15 protein-coding genes and 1 pseudogene are annotated in these 16908 nt (G+C 69.2%); 8 read left to right on the top strand and 8 right to left on the bottom strand.

Annotation, left to right across the window (positions count from 1 at the left end; genetic code table 11):
* Nucleotides 1-25 precede the first annotated feature (25 nt).
* Together NLX86_RS31085 and NLX86_RS31080 are read left to right on the top strand one after the other, a co-directional pair.
* Nucleotides 26-604, top strand: coding sequence for an IS607 family transposase (locus tag NLX86_RS31085; RefSeq protein ID WP_254375155.1), 579 nt, complete (start codon nt 26-28; stop codon nt 602-604).
* Nucleotides 597-2243: a transposase gene (locus tag NLX86_RS31080; protein WP_254375154.1), complete on the top strand. Its 1647-nt coding sequence runs from the start codon at nt 597-599 to the stop codon at nt 2241-2243. Before NLX86_RS31085 ends, NLX86_RS31080 begins: the two co-directional genes overlap by 8 nt.
* On the opposite strand, the pseudogene NLX86_RS31075 reads toward NLX86_RS31080, so the two are convergent.
* The 3 genes and pseudogenes from NLX86_RS31075 to fahA all read right to left on the bottom strand — a co-directional run.
* Nucleotides 2243-3066: pseudogene (locus NLX86_RS31075) on the bottom strand (serine hydrolase domain-containing protein); the annotation flags it as partial. The gene NLX86_RS31080 and the pseudogene NLX86_RS31075 overlap by 1 nt on opposite strands.
* A 63-nt stretch (nt 3067-3129) precedes the next feature.
* A complete protein-coding gene (locus tag NLX86_RS31070) occupies nt 3130-3360 on the bottom strand; it encodes a GntR family transcriptional regulator (protein WP_254375153.1) in 231 nt (76 codons plus the stop codon).
* Between the two features lie 118 nt (nt 3361-3478).
* On the bottom strand, nt 3479-4708 hold the full coding sequence (fahA, locus tag NLX86_RS31065; RefSeq protein WP_254375152.1) for a fumarylacetoacetase: 1230 nt from the start codon (nt 4706-4708) through the stop codon (nt 3479-3481).
* Between the two features lie 126 nt (nt 4709-4834).
* Between fahA and NLX86_RS31060 the strand changes: the two genes are divergently transcribed.
* The gene (locus NLX86_RS31060; RefSeq protein WP_254375193.1) at nt 4835-5650 is read left to right on the top strand and encodes an HAD-IIB family hydrolase; all 816 of its coding nucleotides are present in this window, start codon (nt 4835-4837) and stop codon (nt 5648-5650) included.
* Between the two features lie 39 nt (nt 5651-5689).
* Here the strand turns inward: NLX86_RS31060 and NLX86_RS31055 are convergent, their stop codons facing one another.
* A complete protein-coding gene (locus NLX86_RS31055) occupies nt 5690-7687 on the bottom strand; it encodes a CocE/NonD family hydrolase (RefSeq protein ID WP_254375192.1) in 1998 nt (665 codons plus the stop codon).
* Between the two features lie 205 nt (nt 7688-7892).
* On the opposite strand from NLX86_RS31055, the gene NLX86_RS31050 reads away from it, so the two are divergent.
* Nucleotides 7893-8903 (top strand): polyprenyl synthetase family protein, encoded by a 1011-nt coding sequence (locus NLX86_RS31050; protein ID WP_254375151.1) that lies wholly within the window; start codon nt 7893-7895, stop codon nt 8901-8903.
* On the opposite strand, the gene NLX86_RS35210 is transcribed toward NLX86_RS31050, so the two are convergent.
* Nucleotides 8821-9063, bottom strand: a complete 243-nt coding sequence (locus tag NLX86_RS35210) for a zf-HC2 domain-containing protein (protein ID WP_374214001.1) — start codon at nt 9061-9063, stop codon at nt 8821-8823. The genes NLX86_RS31050 and NLX86_RS35210 overlap by 83 nt on opposite strands.
* Nucleotides 9064-9369: 306 nt before the next feature.
* On the opposite strand from NLX86_RS35210, the gene NLX86_RS31045 reads away from it, so the two are divergent.
* Nucleotides 9370-10362 carry a CHRD domain-containing protein gene (locus tag NLX86_RS31045; RefSeq protein ID WP_254375150.1) on the top strand — a complete coding sequence of 331 codons (993 nt, stop codon included), beginning with the start codon at nt 9370-9372 and terminating at the stop codon, nt 10360-10362.
* A gap of 179 nt (nt 10363-10541) precedes the next feature.
* Nucleotides 10542-11825: a DUF2092 domain-containing protein gene (locus NLX86_RS31040; RefSeq protein ID WP_254375149.1), complete on the top strand. Its 1284-nt coding sequence runs from the start codon at nt 10542-10544 to the stop codon at nt 11823-11825.
* 66 nt (nt 11826-11891) lie between these two features.
* On the opposite strand, the gene NLX86_RS31035 is transcribed toward NLX86_RS31040, so the two are convergent.
* The 3 genes from NLX86_RS31035 to NLX86_RS31025 form a co-directional block, all read right to left on the bottom strand.
* Entirely contained in the window at nt 11892-12464 is a 573-nt protein-coding gene (locus NLX86_RS31035; protein ID WP_254375148.1) for a flavodoxin family protein, read from the bottom strand.
* 89 nt (nt 12465-12553) lie between these two features.
* Nucleotides 12554-13861, bottom strand: a complete 1308-nt coding sequence (locus NLX86_RS31030; protein ID WP_254375147.1) for a M28 family peptidase — start codon at nt 13859-13861, stop codon at nt 12554-12556.
* Nucleotides 13862-14214: 353 nt separating this feature from the next.
* Nucleotides 14215-15561, bottom strand: coding sequence for a tetratricopeptide repeat protein (locus NLX86_RS31025; RefSeq protein ID WP_254375146.1), 1347 nt, complete (start codon nt 15559-15561; stop codon nt 14215-14217).
* Nucleotides 15562-15744: 183 nt separating this feature from the next.
* On the opposite strand from NLX86_RS31025, the gene NLX86_RS31020 reads away from it, so the two are divergent.
* Nucleotides 15745-15939 (top strand): hypothetical protein, encoded by a 195-nt coding sequence (locus NLX86_RS31020; RefSeq protein WP_254375191.1) that lies wholly within the window; start codon nt 15745-15747, stop codon nt 15937-15939.
* A 49-nt stretch (nt 15940-15988) separates the two neighbouring features.
* Nucleotides 15989-16300 (top strand): hypothetical protein, encoded by a 312-nt coding sequence (locus NLX86_RS31015; protein ID WP_254375145.1) that lies wholly within the window; start codon nt 15989-15991, stop codon nt 16298-16300.
* Nucleotides 16301-16908: the final 608 nt, after the last annotated feature.

Here is a 16908-nt window from a genome sequence, read left to right as displayed (position 1 = left end):
TGTTAGTAGGTGTTACGATCACTGCATGAACCTCAAGGAGTGGGCGAAAGCGAACGGTGTGCATCCGCATACCGCGTATCGCTGGTTCCGTGAGGGCACGTTGCCGGTCCCTGCGGAGCGTGTGGGGCCGCGCACGATCCTGGTGAACATCGAGGCGAACTCGTCACCTTCCGTGACTGGTGGTGTGGGTCTGTACGCCCGCGTCTCGTCGCATGATCAGAAGGACGATCTGGAGCGTCAGGCGGCCCGGCTGTCCGAGTGGGCGGCGAAGGCCGGTCACCGGGTGGTGCGGATCGAATCTGAGATCGCCTCGGGCATGAACGGTGGCCGGACGAAGGCCCGTCGTCTGCTGGCTGACCCGGCTGTGACCACCGTCGTGGTGGAGCACAAAGACCGGCTCGGTCGTATGAACGTCGAACTGGTCGAGGCTGCGCTGGCCGCGACCGGCCGTCGCCTGGTGGTCCTGGACGACGGCGAAGTCGAAGACGACCTCGTACGGGACATGGTCGAGGTCCTGACCTCGTTCTGTGCTCGTCTGTACGGGCGGCGTTCGGCGAAAAACCGGGCTCGGAAGGCTCTGGAAGCGGCTGCCGCCGATGAGTGAGCGCAAGAAACAGCTCCGGGAGATCGCCCCGCCGTTCGTCGCGCTCGGGCCGTCCGGTGTCGCGATAGGCGACCGTCTCAAGCACCTCACACCCGAGGACGAGAAGGTGTTGCGGCTGGCCGGTGAGCACCTGGGGAATCTGGCATCCCGCGACCTGGCAGCACGATGCCGTGACGGCAACGACCACACCACGGACACATGGGCGGCGCGTAAGCGGAACCTGACCGCCGACTCGTCGTCCCGTTGGGCCGGGTCGGTCACGAAGGCCACCCATGACCAGTGGGCGCTCTCGCGCCGTTGTCAGCTCGCGCACATCCAGTCGCTTGAGGCCGGTGTGCGCACCCTGATGCACCGCCTGTCGCAGCCCATCGGGGAGAAGGGCACCAAGCGGGCTCCGGGCGGATACCGGTCGAAGGGCGAGTGGTTTAACAAGTCCCGCCGTCTGGCGACGCTGGAACACCGCCTGGGCGTGGCCCGCGCCGAGCGGGAAGCGGGCATTGTGCACGTCGTGCGGGGCGGCCGACGCCTGCTGAATACCCGGCACAACCTCACCAGAGCGCAGCTCACCGAGGCGGACTGGCGGGCGCGGTGGGAGGCTGAGCGCTGGTTCCTCGCCGCTGACGGGGAGTCCGGCAAACGGTTCGGGAACGAGACGATCCGCGTCACCCCAGACGGCGAGGTCAGTATCAAGCTGCCCGCCCCGCTCGCCCACCTGGCCAACGCCAAGCACGGCCGTTACGTCCTCGCCTCGAAGATCGCGTTCGCGCACCGGGGCCAGGAGTGGGCCGACCGGATCGACGCCAACCGGGCTGTGGCCTACCGAATCCACCGGGACACCGGCCGGGGCCGCTGGTACCTGACCGCATCCTGGCAACGGCCCGTCGTCCAGACCATCCCGCTGGAGGCGGCCCGCGCCAAGGGCATGAGCGGCGTGGACACCAACGCCGACCACTTCGCCGCCTACCGGCTTGACGTCCACGGCAACCCTGTCGGTGACCCGCGCCGCTTCTTCTACGACCTGTCCGGCACCGCCTCTCACCGTGACGCGCAGATCCGGCACACCATCACCCAGGTCCTGCACTGGGCCAAGCGGTGCGGCGTGACCGCGATCGGTATTGAGGATCTGGACTTCACCGCCGAGAAGACCCGCGAGAAGCACGGCCGAAGGAAGCGGTTCCGGCAGCTCATCTCCGGCATTCCGACCGGCAAGCTCAAAGCCCGGCTCGCGTCGATGGCCGCCGAGATGGGCTTGTCCATCGTCGCCGTGGACCCGGCCTATACCTCCCAGTGGGGCGATCAGCACTGGGGCAAGCCGCTGACCGCCCCGCGCCGCAAGATGTCCCGTCACGATGCCGCTGGTATCGCGATCGGACGACGCGCCCTCGGGCACCCGATCCGGCGACGGACGGCACCGCCCCACGACGACCAGAGCGATCGTCGTGGGCATCGGACCGTCCAGGCCGAACGTGGTACCCGAGAGTGCGAGGAAACCCGCCCCTCCGTCACGGAGCGTGCACACGATGCACGTCGCCGAACGGAGACACAACAGAGAACGCGGGAGACCAGTGCATCCAAAACCGTTCGGGATGCGCGCAGTGACAGGCAGTGGGTCCAAGACTCACTCCTGTTCACTGATTAGGAACGGTTCCAGTCCGTGGAGTCCTCGATCTTGCCGGAGGCGGTCTGCTTGGTGTAGCCGTGGGCGTGCGGGCTGGGGAACTCGGCGCCGGTCGGGAAGACGGTGTGGCGCAGCCCGGCCGGTTTCACGACGTTCCGCTCGATGAAGTCGTGCAGCGGCATACCGCCGGTCTTCTCCACCACCAGCCCCAGCAGGATCAGGTTGGTGTTGCAGTACTCGAACTCCTCACCGGGCTGGAACTGCACCGGGTGCTTGAAGGCGAAGTCCAGCAACTCCTGTGGCGTGAAGGGTCGTTTCGGGTCGGAGGTCAGTGCCTTGAAGAAGTCTCGTCCATGGAGTAGTTGAACAGCCCGCTGCGCATGCCCGCGAGGTCGCGCAGGGTGATCCGGTCTCCGTTGGGGACTCCGTCGATGTACTTCGCGATGGGATCGTCCAGCCCCACCTTGCCCTGGTCGACGAGTTCGAGCAGGGCGGAAACGGTGAAGGTCTTGGTCACGCTGCCGATCCGCATGTACAGATCTGGCTTCATGGGTGCACCGGTGGCTTTGTCGGCGACGCCGAAGGCCCGGACGTAACTCCCCTTTCCGGGGGCCGACAGCCCGACGATCACACCGGGCACCCCTGTCTCGCGCATGACCTGCCGGATGGCGGTGTCCAGACGCGCAGCGACAGACGGGCTGAGCTCGGGGAAGTCGGTACCGGTGGAGGACGACGCGGAGAACGACGGTTGCAAAGCGGGTGCGCCGTACGCGGTCCCTGTGGACGCCGGTACGCCCAGCATCGCGGCCGCGGCCAGCCCCACGCACGCCCTGCGCCAACGCATCTGCGAGTACCTCACGGCAGCCTCCTGCCAGACAGAGGACATCCAGACGAGGACATCACACCTCTACCACGCTAGGCCCGCCGGGGCGCCCTCGCATGGCGGCGCCACCGGTTGCGAGGGCGGCCCGCACTCGCCGATGCCGGCAGGGCATCGCGGGCTCAGCATGATCCGACCCGTGCCGACGCCGGGCAGACGGTCGATCAGCTGCTCGGCGCGCAGCAGGCCCAGGGCCTGGCGGACGGTATTGCGCGACACCCGGTAGCCGGTGCCGATCGCGTCGTCGAGCGGTAGCACGCCGCCGCGGACGATACCGACGCTTTCCGCGCCATGGGGTTGCCAGAGTTTGCGCCACTTGCACCCGGCCGCCCGGCGCGCCCTCGGTACAGCCCCTGGATCCAGTCCGTATCGCGGGTCAGGCCGATGGGACGATCCGGCCCGTCACCTCGCCCAGGCCGACCCTGGTGCCGTCCGGGCCGGGGGCCCAGGCCGTCATCGTGACCTCGTCGCCGTCCTCCAGGAACGTCCGCTTGCCGTCCGGCAGGTCCAGCGCGTCGCGGCCGTTCCAGGTCAGCTCCAGCAGGGAGCCGCGCTGCTCGACCTCGGGTCCGCTGACCGTGCCGGAGCCGAACAGGTCTCCCGTACGCAGGGACGCGCCGTTCACCGTCATATGGGTCAGCTGCTGGGCGGCTGTCCAGTACATGGACGAGAAGGGCGGGTTGGCCACGACGTGCCCGTTGATCCTGACCTCGATGTTCAGGTCGAAGCCGCCGGGCTCCTCCTCGGCCGAGTCGTCGAGGTACGGCAGGAGCGGGAAGTCGCGGGCCGGCGGCGCCACTCGCGCCGCGTCCAGGGCCTCCAGCGGGGTGACCCAGGCCGAGACGGAGGTGGCGAAGGACTTGCCGAGGAACGGGCCGAGCGGCACGTACTCCCACGCCTGGATGTCGCGCGCCGACCAGTCGTTGAGCAGGGAGAGTCCGAAGACGTGCTCGCGGAAGTCCGCGAGGGCCACCGGGCTGCCCAGTTCGGAGGGGGCGCCGACGACGAAGGCGACCTCGGCCTCGATGTCGAGCTTGACCGACGGGCCGAAGACGGGGGCCGGGTCGGTGGGCGCCTTGCGCTGGCCCGAGGGGCGGACGACATCCGTGCCCGAGACGACGACCGTGCCGGCCCGCCCGTGGTAACCGATCGGCAGGTGCTTCCAGTTGGGCGTCAGGGCGTCCCCGTCGGGGCGGAACATGCGGCCGACGTTGGTGGCGTGGTGCTCGCTCGCATAGAAGTCGACATAGTCCGCGACCTCATACGGCAGGTGCAGCGTGACGTCGGCGAGCGGGTGCAGCAGCGGCTCTATCACCGGCCGGTGCGCGGGCACGGTGACCCACGCGGTCAGTGCGCGGCGGACGTCACGCCAGGCCGTACGCCCTGCCGCCAGCAGCGGGTTGAGCGTGGGCTGCGCGAGCAGCGCGCCGTACGGCGAGCCCAGCGCGGCCGCCGCCGCCCCGGCGTCCAGCACATGGCCGCCGACGCGGACGCCGACCCGGGGCCGGTCGTCCGGGGTGTCCGTCAGGGAGAAGACGCCGTACGGGAGGTTGTGCGGGCCGAAGGGGTCGCCCTCGGCAATGTCGAGCGGGCTCTGCTCGGGCATGGGGTGCTGCCTTGCCTTTCCACGGGTGCCGGGGGCGGTGTCCCCCGGTGAGCACGGTGTTGGACGACACGTTACGTCGGCGCCGCCAGGGGCGGGAGTGCCATCCTTGTCGCCGTGACCCGCGCCATGACCCCCACTCTTGCGTACGCCCTCATCGCCACTGACCTGGACGGCACCCTGCTGGGCGGCGGATCCGGCGGGGAAACGGTCTCGGAACGCTCGCGCGCCGCGCTCGCCACCGCGTGCGCGGCCGGCGCCCAGCACATCGTGGTCACCGGCCGCCCGGTCCCCCAGGTGCGGTACCTGCTGGACGGGCTCGGCTACCGCGGGCTGGCGGTGTGCGGGCAGGGCGCGCAGGTGTACGACGCGGCGGCGGACCGGCTGGTCTCGTCCGTACCGATGGACCGGGAGCTGGCGGACCTGGCCCTGGCGAAGATCGAGGCCGAGATCGGCGAGGTGTACGCGGCGGTGAATCGCGAGGGCGTCGACGCCGAGATGCTGATAGGTCCGGGCTACCTGATGTGGCACAGCCATCTGCCGACCGTACGGGTGGCGAGCCGGGACGAGCTGTGGTCCGCCCCCATCAACAAGGTGCTGATGCAGCACCCGGAACTGGACGACGACGAACTGACGCGGGCTGCCCGGGCGGTGGTCGGGGACCTGGTGAACGTCACGATGGCGGGCAAGCACACAGTGGAGCTGCAACCGCTGGGCATCGACAAGTCGAGCGGACTGGCGCTGGCGGCAGGGGAGTTGGGGTTCTCGGGCCGTCACACGATCGCCTTCGGGGATATGCCGAACGACATCCCGATGTTCCACTGGGCGGCCCACGGGGTCGCGATGGCCAATGCGCACGCGGAGCTCATGGCGGTGGCGGACGAGATCACGCTGTCGAACGAGGACGACGGGGTGGCGGTCGTCCTGGAGCGGCTGTTCCACTGAGCTTCTCGGGCCGCCCGATCCCGCCGTACGCGGGCAGCGTCAGCCGGCCGTGCGCGGGATGCGTTTCTCCCAGGTCCGGTGGAACACGACCTCGTTGCCGTCCCGGCACACGACCTCGTTCGAGGTAATGAAGTCGGCCGCGTCGCAGCTGATCTCCGAGCGGGTCTCGATCCGGGTGTCCCAGCCGAGCTCGGGGCGGTGCAGGCGGATCTTCCAGTCCGAGCGGGTGCGCGCCGAGAGCGGGGAGTGGTCCTCGATCGTGTACGTCTCCAGCGCGTCCTCGGTGAATTCCAGGCCGTCCGGGTAGACTCGCGTCCCGCCGTAGCGCGGGTCGACCTCCAAGCGCCATGAACCGCCGGCCACGTCCCGTACGACCAGCCGTTCGGGGCGCTGCTCGTCCAGGGTCGCCGGGATGACCACGCCCAGCGGTTCGGCCTGTTCGGGTTCCTCGAACGTGATCGCGTCCGTCGTCGGGGTGCGGACCGGGAGTTCGAGCACGCTCGCCGACGGGTCCAGGATCCAGCCGCCGGCCTCCGGCTGCGGCCAGATCCACGGCCAGTACGCGGAGGACAGCGCGAGGCGGATGCGGTGGCCGGGCGGGAACGCGTGGCCGATGCCGTTCAGCTCGAAGGCGACGTTCTCGCTCGCGCCCGGCGGCCAGGACGCCGCCCGGTCGCGGCCCTGGCGGGCGGAGAGGTTGAGTACGCCGCGCGTGACCAGGGTGGAGGAGCCGTCCGGCGCGATGTCGCAGAGGCGGGCGATCACCTGGCCGGACGGGACGTCGCAGCGCAGCCGCAGCCGGACCCGTGGGCGGCCCAGGATCTCGATACGGGAGTCCGGCGGCACCGGGAACTCGAAGCAGGCCGAGCGGGCGTCCTCGTCGCGCTGGTCGGGCGGCAGGTCGGCGTCGTTGCCGAAGGGGAAGAACCGGCCCGAGTCGAGGCCGGTGTGCTGCGGGGAGTCCACCGGCATGGGGGCGCCCTGGAGGGCGTACGGGACCGTGGTCACGTGCGGGGACGGCCAGGCCTCGTCGCCGACCCAGCGGCCCGGCAGCTCCGGGTAGGTCGTGGCGGGCGGATGGGACTCGCTGATCCAGGAGCGCAGGAGCGGCTCGGACATCACGCCTGTCTCGTCGCCCTTGAGGTGGTGGTCCCACCAGCGCAGGGTCTCCTGGAGGAAGCCGATGGCCGGCCCCGGCGGCAGACCGCGGTCCGGGTACTGGTGCGACCACGGGCCGATCAGTCCCCGTACCCGGTCGGCCGGCAGATGCTGGACCAGGCGCAGGACCGTGTCGCGGTACGGATCGTGCCAGCCGCCCACCGCCAGTACCGGCGCCTTGATCGCCGAGTAGTCCTCGCAGACGCTGCCGTGCCGCCAGTAGTCGTCGCGGGTCTGGTGGGCGAGCCAGGTGTGGATGAAGGGCTCGATCTGTTCGAGGCGGTTCAGCCACATCTCCCGCCAGGCGTCGCCGACGTGCTCGGGGTCGGGCGGCCGGGAGACGAACGCGAGCATGGTGGCCGCCCAGGCGTGCATCTCCACGGCAAGGACCGAGCCACCCATGTAGTGGACGTCGTTGTCGTACCGGTCGTCGGTCGAGCAGACGGTCACAATCGCCTTCAGCGGCTCCGGCGCGAGGGCCGCGATCTGGAGGCTGTTGAAGCCGCCCCACGAGATGCCGAACATGCCGACCTTGCCGTTGCACCACGGTCGGGCGGCCAGCCAGTTGACCACCTCGACGCCGTCGGCGAGCTCCACCGCCGAATACTCGTCACCCGGGATGCCCTCGCTGTTGCCGTGCCCGCGCACGTCGACTCGTACGGACGCGTAGCCGTGACCGGCGTACCAGGGGTGCCGCTGCGAGTCGCGCGGCGCGGTCCAGTCGCTCAGCCGGTACGGCAGGTACTCGAGCAGCGCCGGTACGGGCTCGTCGACCGCCGGACGCCACACCCGGGCGTACAGCTTGGTGCTGTCGGGCAAGGGGATCCGGACGTCCTCGTGGGTCGTCTCGTACGGGAAGTCGGTGCGGATCCTGGGCATCCTGGGCATGTGGTCACCTTCGGGCAAAGGGCCTACTCCTGATCGTATGAGCTGATCAAGAACATACCGGGGCTGATCGCACCGCGCGCGTGAGGTGACGGGCAGGCGCTCACGTTGATCGAAAGTGGACCGGATACGCTGACTTGAGTGATGGCAGCGACACGTCGACAATCCATGTGATCGTCAGCAGACAGGAGTACCCCTCGTGACCGTCGTCGGGCCGTTCGGACTGAGCGTGCGGGACCAGGCTCTTGAGACCGATGTCCAGGCCGGTCTGGCCGCTGTCGAGGAGGGGCTGCTCGATGCCTGCAAGAGCGAGGTCCCGTTCATCACGGAAGCCGCACAGCATCTCGTACGCGCAGGTGGCAAGCGGTTCCGCCCGCTGCTGGTGATGCTCGCGGCCCAGTTCGGAGACCCGTACGCGCCCGGCATCGTGCCGTCCGCCGTGGTCGTCGAGCTGACGCACCTCGCCACCCTGTACCACGACGACGTGATGGACGAGGCGGACGTGCGCCGCGGGGTGGACAGCGCCAACGCCCGCTGGGGCAACTCGCTCGCGGTCCTCACCGGAGACTTCCTCTTCGCCCGCGCCTCGCACATCCTGGCCGACCTCGGGCCGGAGGCCGTACGCATCCAGGCCGAGGCGTTCGAACGTCTGGTCACCGGCCAGATCCTGGAGACGGCCGGCCCGCGCGAGGGCGGCGACCCCGTCGGGCACTACCTCGACGTGATCGCCGGCAAGACCGGCTCGCTGATCGCCGTCTCGGGGCGCTTCGGCGCGATGATGTCCGGCGCGGACGACTCGGTCGTCAACATCCTCACCCAGTACGGCGAGCGGCTCGGCACCGCCTTCCAGCTCGCCGACGACGTACTCGACATCGCGTCCGACTCGCACGAGTCGGGCAAGACGCCGGGCACCGACCTGCGCGAGGGCATCCCCACGCTGCCGGTCCTGCACCTGCGGGCGCGGGCCGCCGCGCACGGCGACCCGGCCGACCTGGAGCTGGTCGAGCTGCTGGACGGCGACCTCGCGGACGACGCTCTGCTCGCCGAGGTGCTGCGCCGGCTGCGGGTCCATCCGGCCCTGGAGCAGGTCCGCCGCGACACCATCCGGTACGCGGAGGAGGCGCGGGCTACTTTGGCGCCGCTTCCCGAGTGCTATGCGAAGTCGGCGCTCGAGGAACTGTGCGACGCGGTGGTCCACCGGGCGGGATGACCGCCGGGCCGGGTGTCGGTCCCAGGTCGGCGAGCATCTGCCCGACGCGGGACAGGCCCGCGGCGAGCTCCTCGCACAGGGCGCATTCGGCGAGATGGGCGGGGAACCAGGCGAGGTCCTCGTCGTCCAGCACGCCCAGGACGTAGGCGCCGACGTACACATGCGGGTTGTCGGCATGCGGGTCGTCGGGAGTCACGTGTCACTCACCTCCCACGGATATGAGAGAGGGACCCGTCGCGGCCGCTGCTCGCGACGGATCCCTCTCGCTGGTGCAGGCTTCTCATGGGGGATTCGGTAGCCCGCTGCTTCCTGTCGATGAATACGGCGGGGCCGGTCCTGGCGTTCAGTTCTGCAATGTGACTCAGGTCACATCAGTCGCTTTGAGTCCTGCCTTGGATGCGTTCCGTACTCATGCCGAGAAGCTGACGCAGTGGGCGTTGGCGCGGGTACGGGGAGAAACCACATCATGAGCGGCATCGCGAACTCTCGTCGAAAGGCTCTCGCCATCGGGACCACCACCGCCGTCGCGGCGGCGGCCGGCGTCACCCTCGGCGTCCTGCCTGCCTTCGCTCACAGTGGAAGCACTGAGGCCGCGTACTTCGCGGCGAGCCTGAACGGTGCCAACGAGGTGCCGGTGAAGGGCGGACCGGCCGTCGGGGACAAGGGCGGCGCGGCCCTGGAGTTCATCAAGGTCAGGGGCGATCAGGTGTCCTTCGCCGTCAAGTGGCGCGGTACGGACCGGCCCACGGCCCTGCACATCCACCAGGGCGCCAAGGGCACCAACGGCGGCGTCAAGATCGACCTCACCGAGAAGCTGGGCGGGGGCGGCGAGCACGGCAAGCACGGCAAGCACGGCAAGGGCGGCAAGGGCGGGTGGCGGACGGCCACCGGCACCGTGCACGTCAAGGACAAGGCCGTCCTCGACGCCTTCAAGGCCGAGCCGACCGGCTTCTACGCCAATCTGCACACCGCCGAGTTCCCGGGCGGGGCCGTCCGCGGCCAGTTCCACAAGGTGACCAACCCGTTCGACTTCGCCGGCGCGCTCGACCATTTCCAGGCGTCCGTCGTCAAGGGCAAGCAGATCTACGAGTGCAAGAAAGGCGACGACGGCAAGCTCGCCTTCCTCCAGCGCGACGTACGGGCCGTGCTCGGCGGCCACATCGCCCACTCCTTCGTGGCCCCGAACTCCGGCACCCCGCAGTGGATCGCCCCCGACCGCAGCGCCGTCACCGGCAAGCTGATCGCCAAGACGCCGAACGGCGTGGGCAACATCCCCGAGCTGGACCTCCAGGCCACCCAGTCCGGCAAGAAGCGCGGGCTGTTCGCCCACACCACCGAGATTCTGCGGCTGAACACGGTCGGCGGCGTCGCCCCGGCCGGCACGTGCGAGGCCGGCGCGATCACGGCCGTCCCGTACCAGGCCGACTACGTCTTCATCCAGCGCCGAACCCAGCGCTGAACCCAGCGCTGACCCCCGACGCGCCGTCAGGGTCCGCGGTGCCTCCCCCTACTGGACGGGGGAGGCACCGCGGCCTTCTGTCATCCCAGAGCAGTACGTGGAGTTGATCCCGGGGTCTGACGCCATCGCCCGGCCGGTTTGGTCAGATAGAAGCACCGACCACGGAGGTAGGGCACACCATGGCACCGAACAATCCGATCACCAGCACCGACGAGGGCGCGGGCCCCGCGGCGGGCCCCGCGGCTGTCCGCCGCAAGGCGGTACGCTACGCCGTCCCGGTCGCGGTGGCAGGGGTGGCGGCGGCGACCATCGGGCTCGTCCCGGCGCTTGCCGCTTCCAACGGCGACCCCGACCTGCCGAAGATCTCGGCACAGCAGCTCATCGAGAAGATCGCCGCATCCGACACCGAGCAGCTCTCCGGCACGGTGAAGATCAAGACCGACCTCGGCCTCCCCTCCCTGGGCGGCCTGGCATCCGGCCTGGGGGGCTCGGACGACGCGTCCGGCTCGTCGGCGGCGCCCGAAGCGAAGCTGATGGAGCTGGCCTCCGGTACGCACACGCTGCGCGTGGCTGCCGACGGACCGGACCGGCAGAAGCTCGCCGTCCTGGGCGACGGCGCCGAGTACAGCCTCATTCACAACGGCGACGACGTCTGGGGATACGACAGCGAGTCCAAGGAGGCGTTCCACGCGAAGGCCCCGGCGGAGGAGCAGGGCAAGCACGACAAGCACGACAAGCACGACAAGCACGACGACAAGCTCCCGGAGGGCGTGCCCACCACGCCGAAGGCGCTGGCCGACGAAGCGCTCAAGGCCGTGGACGAGACCACGTCCGTGACCGTCGGCGGTACGGCGCAGGTGGCCGGCCGAGACGCGTACCAGCTGGTCATCAAGCCGAAGCAGGCCGGCTCGACGATCGGTTCGATCAAGGTCGCGGTGGACGCGGAGAACGGCGTCCCGCTGAAGTTCACGCTCACGCCGAGCGGGGGCGGCAAGGCCGCGATCGACGCGGGCTTCACGACGGTCGACTTCGGCAAGCCGCCCGCGGACACGTTCACGTTCACCCCGCCCAAGGGCGCGAAGGTGACGGAGGCGGACGAGCTCGAGGCGCAGCGGGAGAGGGGCGCCAAGGAGCTGGAGGGCCTGGAGGAGTTCGAGAACTTCGAGGGCTCCGAGGACTTCGGGGACTTCGGGGGCCTGAACGTCATCGGCGAGGGCTGGACCTCGATCGCCGAGATCGGCTCCCCGGGCGGTGAGGGCATGCCGTCCGGGACGGACGGCGACCTTCCGGCGGAGGCTCAGGGGTTCCTGGACTCCATGGGGGACAAGGTGACGGGCAAGTTCGGCTCCGGCACGGTGTTCTCCACCCGCCTGGTCAACGCCCTGATGACGGACGACGGCAAGGTCTACGTCGGCGCGGTCACGAAGGACGCGCTGGTGAAGGCCGCGAACGAGGCGAAGTAGCCGGACGGACGCGACTGCCCCGCCGTACCGACGGACGGTACGGCGGGGCAGCGTCGCAGCTTGCGCTCAGGCCCGCGCCGTCACCGGGTCCTGGTTGAAGAAGATCTTGGCGCGGGCCGACGCCCCCGCGTCGGCGTGCAGGTCGCCCGGCTTGGAGCCGGTGCCGAAGAGCACGCCGCCCCAGTTCATGTCCATGTACGCGGCCGTCTGCCGCAGGGTCCCCGCCAGCGGCTCCGCGGCCGACTGGTCGGCGCCCGCGAGGACGGACACGCCCCAGAGATTGCGGCCTGCCATGCGCGGCCTGAACTCGATGCCGGGGACTCGCATCCAGCCCGACCAGTGGTCCAGGTACCGCTTGGTGCTCGTCGACACGGAGTACCAGTACAGCGGCGAGGCGATCACCAGGTCGGTCGCCTCCAGCGTCGCGTCGAGGAGCAGCGCGGCGTTGCCGTGGAGAGTGGGGTAGCTGCCGTCGCCCGTGTGCCGCAGGTCCTCGAAGTCGGGGAGCGGGTGGTCGGCGAGCCGGATCCACCGCTGCTCGGTGCCGGGCGGCAGTTGCTCGGCGGCGAGGCGGGCGAGCGCTTCGGTGTTTCCGCCGGTGCGGGCGGAGCCGAGCAGGAACAGGAACTTGCGGGCCATGGGGGTCTCCTCACGCGACTGCATGCATGCGCAGTATATGCACGCGCATGCAGTCGCGCGACCCCCGTCGGATCAGAGGCTCACAGGGCTCAGAAGGTGAGCTTCCAACTGTCGATCTTGCCGATGTCCTGCGCCGCCACATCCTGGACGCGCAGCTTCCACGCGCCGTTCGCGGCCTCGGCGGACGCGTTCACCGTGTACGTGGCGATCACGTTGTCCGCCGAGTCGCTGGAGCTGGAGGACTTCAGCCGGTACGCCGTCCCGTCCGGGGCCAGCAGGTCCACCACCAGGTCGCCGCGCCAGGTGTGCTTGATGTCCACCCCGACCTTCAGCGCGGCGGGCGCATTGCCCGTCCGGCCCGCGACCGTGACGGTGGAGGTCACCGCGGCGCCGTTGTCCGGGATGGCGACATCGGCGGTGTTCTCGTACACGTCACCGGGCGGCACGGGCGTCTCGGTGCCCAGCGTCCAGACCGCGTGCGCGATCGCGTCGCTGTTGCGGTCGAGCGCGGTGTCGTTGATGTTCGTCGTGGTGTCGCACGACGAGTGGTAGCAGCGGTCGAACGCCTGACCGGAGGTGCCGCCCCACTTCTGGGCCTGGGCGGCGGACTTCGTACGGCTGGCGCCGGTGAAGAGGCCGCCGACCGGTATGCCGACGTTCTTGAAGGAAGCGTGGTCCGAGCGGCCGTCGCCCTCGGTCTCGATCTCGGTGGGGACGCCGATGCCGGCGAAGTAGTCCTTGAAGGTCTTCTCGATGGCCGGGTCGTCGTCGTAGACGAAGTAGCCGGGGTTGGGCGAGCCGATCATGTCGAAGTTCAGATACCCGGAGAACTTCGAACGCTCCGCGGCCGGGAGCTGGTTGACGTAGTGCTTGGAGCCGACGAGCCCCAGCTCCTCCGCGCCCCACCAGCCGAACCGCAGGTGCTTGGTCGGCTGGAGCTGCGCGCGGGAGACGGCGAGCGCGGTCTCGAGTACGGCGGCCGAGCCCGAGCCGTTGTCGTTGATCCCGGCCCCCGAGGACACCGAGTCGAGGTGCGCGCCGGCCATCAGGACCGAGTTGGGGTCACCGCCGGGCCAGTCGGCGATCAGGTTGTAGCCGGTGGCGCCGCTGGAGGTGAAAGTCTGCAGCGACGTGGTGAACCCGGCGGCGTCCAGCTTGGCCTTCACGTAGTCGATGGAGGCCTTGTAACCGGCCCTGCCGTGGGCGCGGTTGCCGCCGTTGTTGGTGGCGATGGTCTGGAGCTGGCTGAGGTGGGCCTTGACGTTGGCTATGGGTATGTCGGGCGCGGCAACGGCCGCCGCGGGTGACGCTGTTGCCGCGGGAGCGGCGGAGGCGAGCAGGCCCGCGACGGCGAGTGCGGTGACTGCGGCCATGCGTCTGGACACGGAGAGAGTCATGTGGGGGCTCCGAATTCCGTACGGGGACAGGACGGAACGTGCGAGACGCCCTGCGACAGGCGGTGTCACAGGGCGTTGGAGCTGTGCGAACTGCTGAAGCTTCAAGGCTGTTTGGTGCGGCGGTGCGTGCCTGATGTTCAGCGAGAGTCTGACTCTCCGTCAAGGGCAGAAACCGGTCACGGATGTTCGGATTGCGAACTCCACACATGCGGCCGCTCACAGACCGCGAGCCCGACCAGGAACCCCCCGCCGTGCTCAGCTTCGGCCCCCTCGCGCGCCCCGAGCCCTTCCGCCGGGCAGCGTGACCACCAGCCCCGCCGTACTTCCGTCATCGGGGTGCGGCGGGGCTTTCGTCATGCGGGGACCAGCTCGGGGCGGACCGTCGCCCTAGCCCGCTCGTACAGCGATTGCGCGTCGTGATTCTTAAGGTGTGGTCCGATGAGGTTGAACATGTCTGTCATTCGCTTGTCAATGCGCCCCGAGTTCACTAGCGGATAGTCGTCCAGCGCGAGCCCCCACGTTTGGCACGCGGCTTCGAGGTGACCAACAGCGAGTTGCCTTTCAGCGAGAATCGCACGTTCCTTGACTCGGGTTCGTCGGTAGATGCTGTATCGCAACTTGTCCGATTCCTGCATGGCGGCAACAGCGCCGTGCATGTCGCCCATTTCGAAGCGCACTTGGCTGGTGTGGTAGTTCAGCGATGCAGGGTCGTACGAGCCGAACACCTTCCCGCGCGACTCCGCACGGTCCATGGCAATTTCGGCTTCCTGCAAGTACATCAGGGCGGAACGGCGGTCACCTATCTGCGCAGCGGCATGGGCTTGCTGGCCGGCGAGGAAGGCGCGCATCCGGGGCCCTGCCTGGGGCGATGAAGCCGCTGCGGCATCCGCTAGTCGCATGGCCATGGGCCCTTGGTTCAGGTCGACGGCTTGCACACTCATGCCGCGCAGCGTGGTGCAGAACGTCAAGTGATCTTCCGAAGCCCCGGCAAGCTCCAATGCCTTTAGGTAGTAGCGCTGTGCGAGACCGTGCAAGCTCTCGTCTACGGCCATGTAGCCCGTTAGATAGCAGAGATCGGATGCCGCGGACATCATCGCTTTGCGAACTTCTTCCGGCCCGTCAGTACGCAGGAACGGCGCAACCGTGTTCACAAGGAATGTCGCAGCGAGCGGGCGGGCGGTACGGCCCCCGAATTGGTCGTCCATGGACGAAAGCTGTTCGGTCATTGCGGTGACCGTGTGCACGTCGGACATGCCTATGCGCGTCCGGGTTCCTTGCCGGGCAGCTTCCATCCGGCCCACTACGTCCGGCCAGTCAGGCACAGCCAGGGCAACGGAGAACAAGGCAGCACTAAGCACGCTTCGGCGGGAAGGGTCCATGTCCAACCTTCCAAGATCAATGATCCCGTCAACCGTGCTAAGTGGCGGTGCCTCCGTTCCGCCAGTGGGAACCGGGAAGCCCGCTTCGTCGGGTGTGACGGGTCGCCCGAGCTTGCGGGCAAGCGCTTCCAAGATCAGGGGGCGCACATCGTCGCGCGGCACGCTTCCGCTAAGCCACTGATGTACGGACGGCGCACGGTACTGCGTCGGGGTGCCCCGCTCGGTTGCTAAGCGGTTCACCGCCTGCGCGCACTGCCGCAGTGTCCAACCGGTCTCGCGGTACAGCCGCTCTAGGCGCGTGTTCGGCTCGCTAGTGCTCACGGTTCGGTCAACTCCCCATGCACGGTGGCGCTAAGCGCTTAACGCTCTTAATCCATGTGCGCTTCCCAACAGTACCGCCGTGCGTGATGACGCTGTTGCCTAGAGCGAACAGCCCGAGCGCGACGCGGAAGGGGTCAAGGCCAAGTGGAGACAGAGCCGGTAACACCCGCCGTGGGGGTGCTCATGGTGGACACCGCCCGTACGAACAGCATCGGAGAGTTCCGGGGGCTCGCCGGCCCGTACTGGTCGCTGCGTCCGGTCGGTGGTGGGCCCGAGTGGGAAGCCGAGCCCGAGCACGTCCGCACTCCGACCCCCGCCGAGCGGCTTAGCGCCGAGAACTCGCGGCAGAACGCCCGAAGCCGGGGGGATCTGCTGTGATGCCGACCAAAGCGCCGAAGCGCCACCAGGCCGAGCGCGGGGGGCAGCCGTGAAGCTCTTACCGGTCCGGCTCGTCCTCGCGGCGGGGGCCGCGGAAGTCCATATGCGGCAGCGCTTCCCCCGGATCATGTGGGCACTCACACCGCACCTGCCCGAAACCGACGAGCCGTCTGCCGAGCTGCAACGCATCGACTCGGACCCCGAGTACCGCGCGCTGTTCCTTGCGGGGCTGGACGCCGAGATTGAACGGCGGAACGCAGAGCGCGCCGCAGAGCTGCAAGCGTTCGCGGATGCGCTGGACGTGGCAGCCGACGTACTTCGGACCGTGCTCCGCCCCGACAACGGCGAGCGTGCCGCATGACCGGGACGCAGTACCTTGCAGAGGTTTCTGGCGGTGACGCGACCAGGACCGTCTATCTCGGCGGAACCGTGGTCTCATCCCGCCGGCTCGCGCTCCGATGGCTCCGAAGCCAAGCCGAACGGCTCGCGGACGGACTGGACCCGGACCCGCGCCGCGCCGTGCACTTCCCGTTGCCTGCACTCCAACGCGTCACGCTGCCGCGTACGCCTAGCCCCCACAAGCCCCCGTCCTGGTTGTGTTCGCAGTGGCTCCCCCGCGGGCGACCATGACGGGCCACCAGCGGAGACACAACCAATGGGAGGGACACCGCATGACCGGGGACCAGCTCACAGGAGCACGCCGCGAGCGTGAACCCGAGCCAACATCGCGCGGCAACACTCGCCCTGTTGCGTCTTGGGGTGTGCCCCGACAAGGGGCCGTGCTGCCCCCGCGGCAGCGCTACCACCGATAAGCCCCCGTCCGGCTGCCTGCTGTGACGGTTGACAGCCGGACGGGTCCAGTTCCGCAGCATCCGCCGCGGAGCCCGCTCAACCCTAGGGCCTGTTGCGAAAGTGGATCTCGCCTGTGAAATGATCTTGTGTTGTGGCGCGTGCAGATCTGACGGACGA

Origin of the sequence: Streptomyces sp. A3M-1-3 (assembly GCF_024213665.1) — a bacterium.
GTDB lineage: Bacteria > Actinomycetota > Actinomycetes > Streptomycetales > Streptomycetaceae > Streptomyces.
The sequence above is the reverse complement of the archived record's forward strand: the minus strand, read 5'-3'. Positions and strand labels throughout refer to the sequence as shown.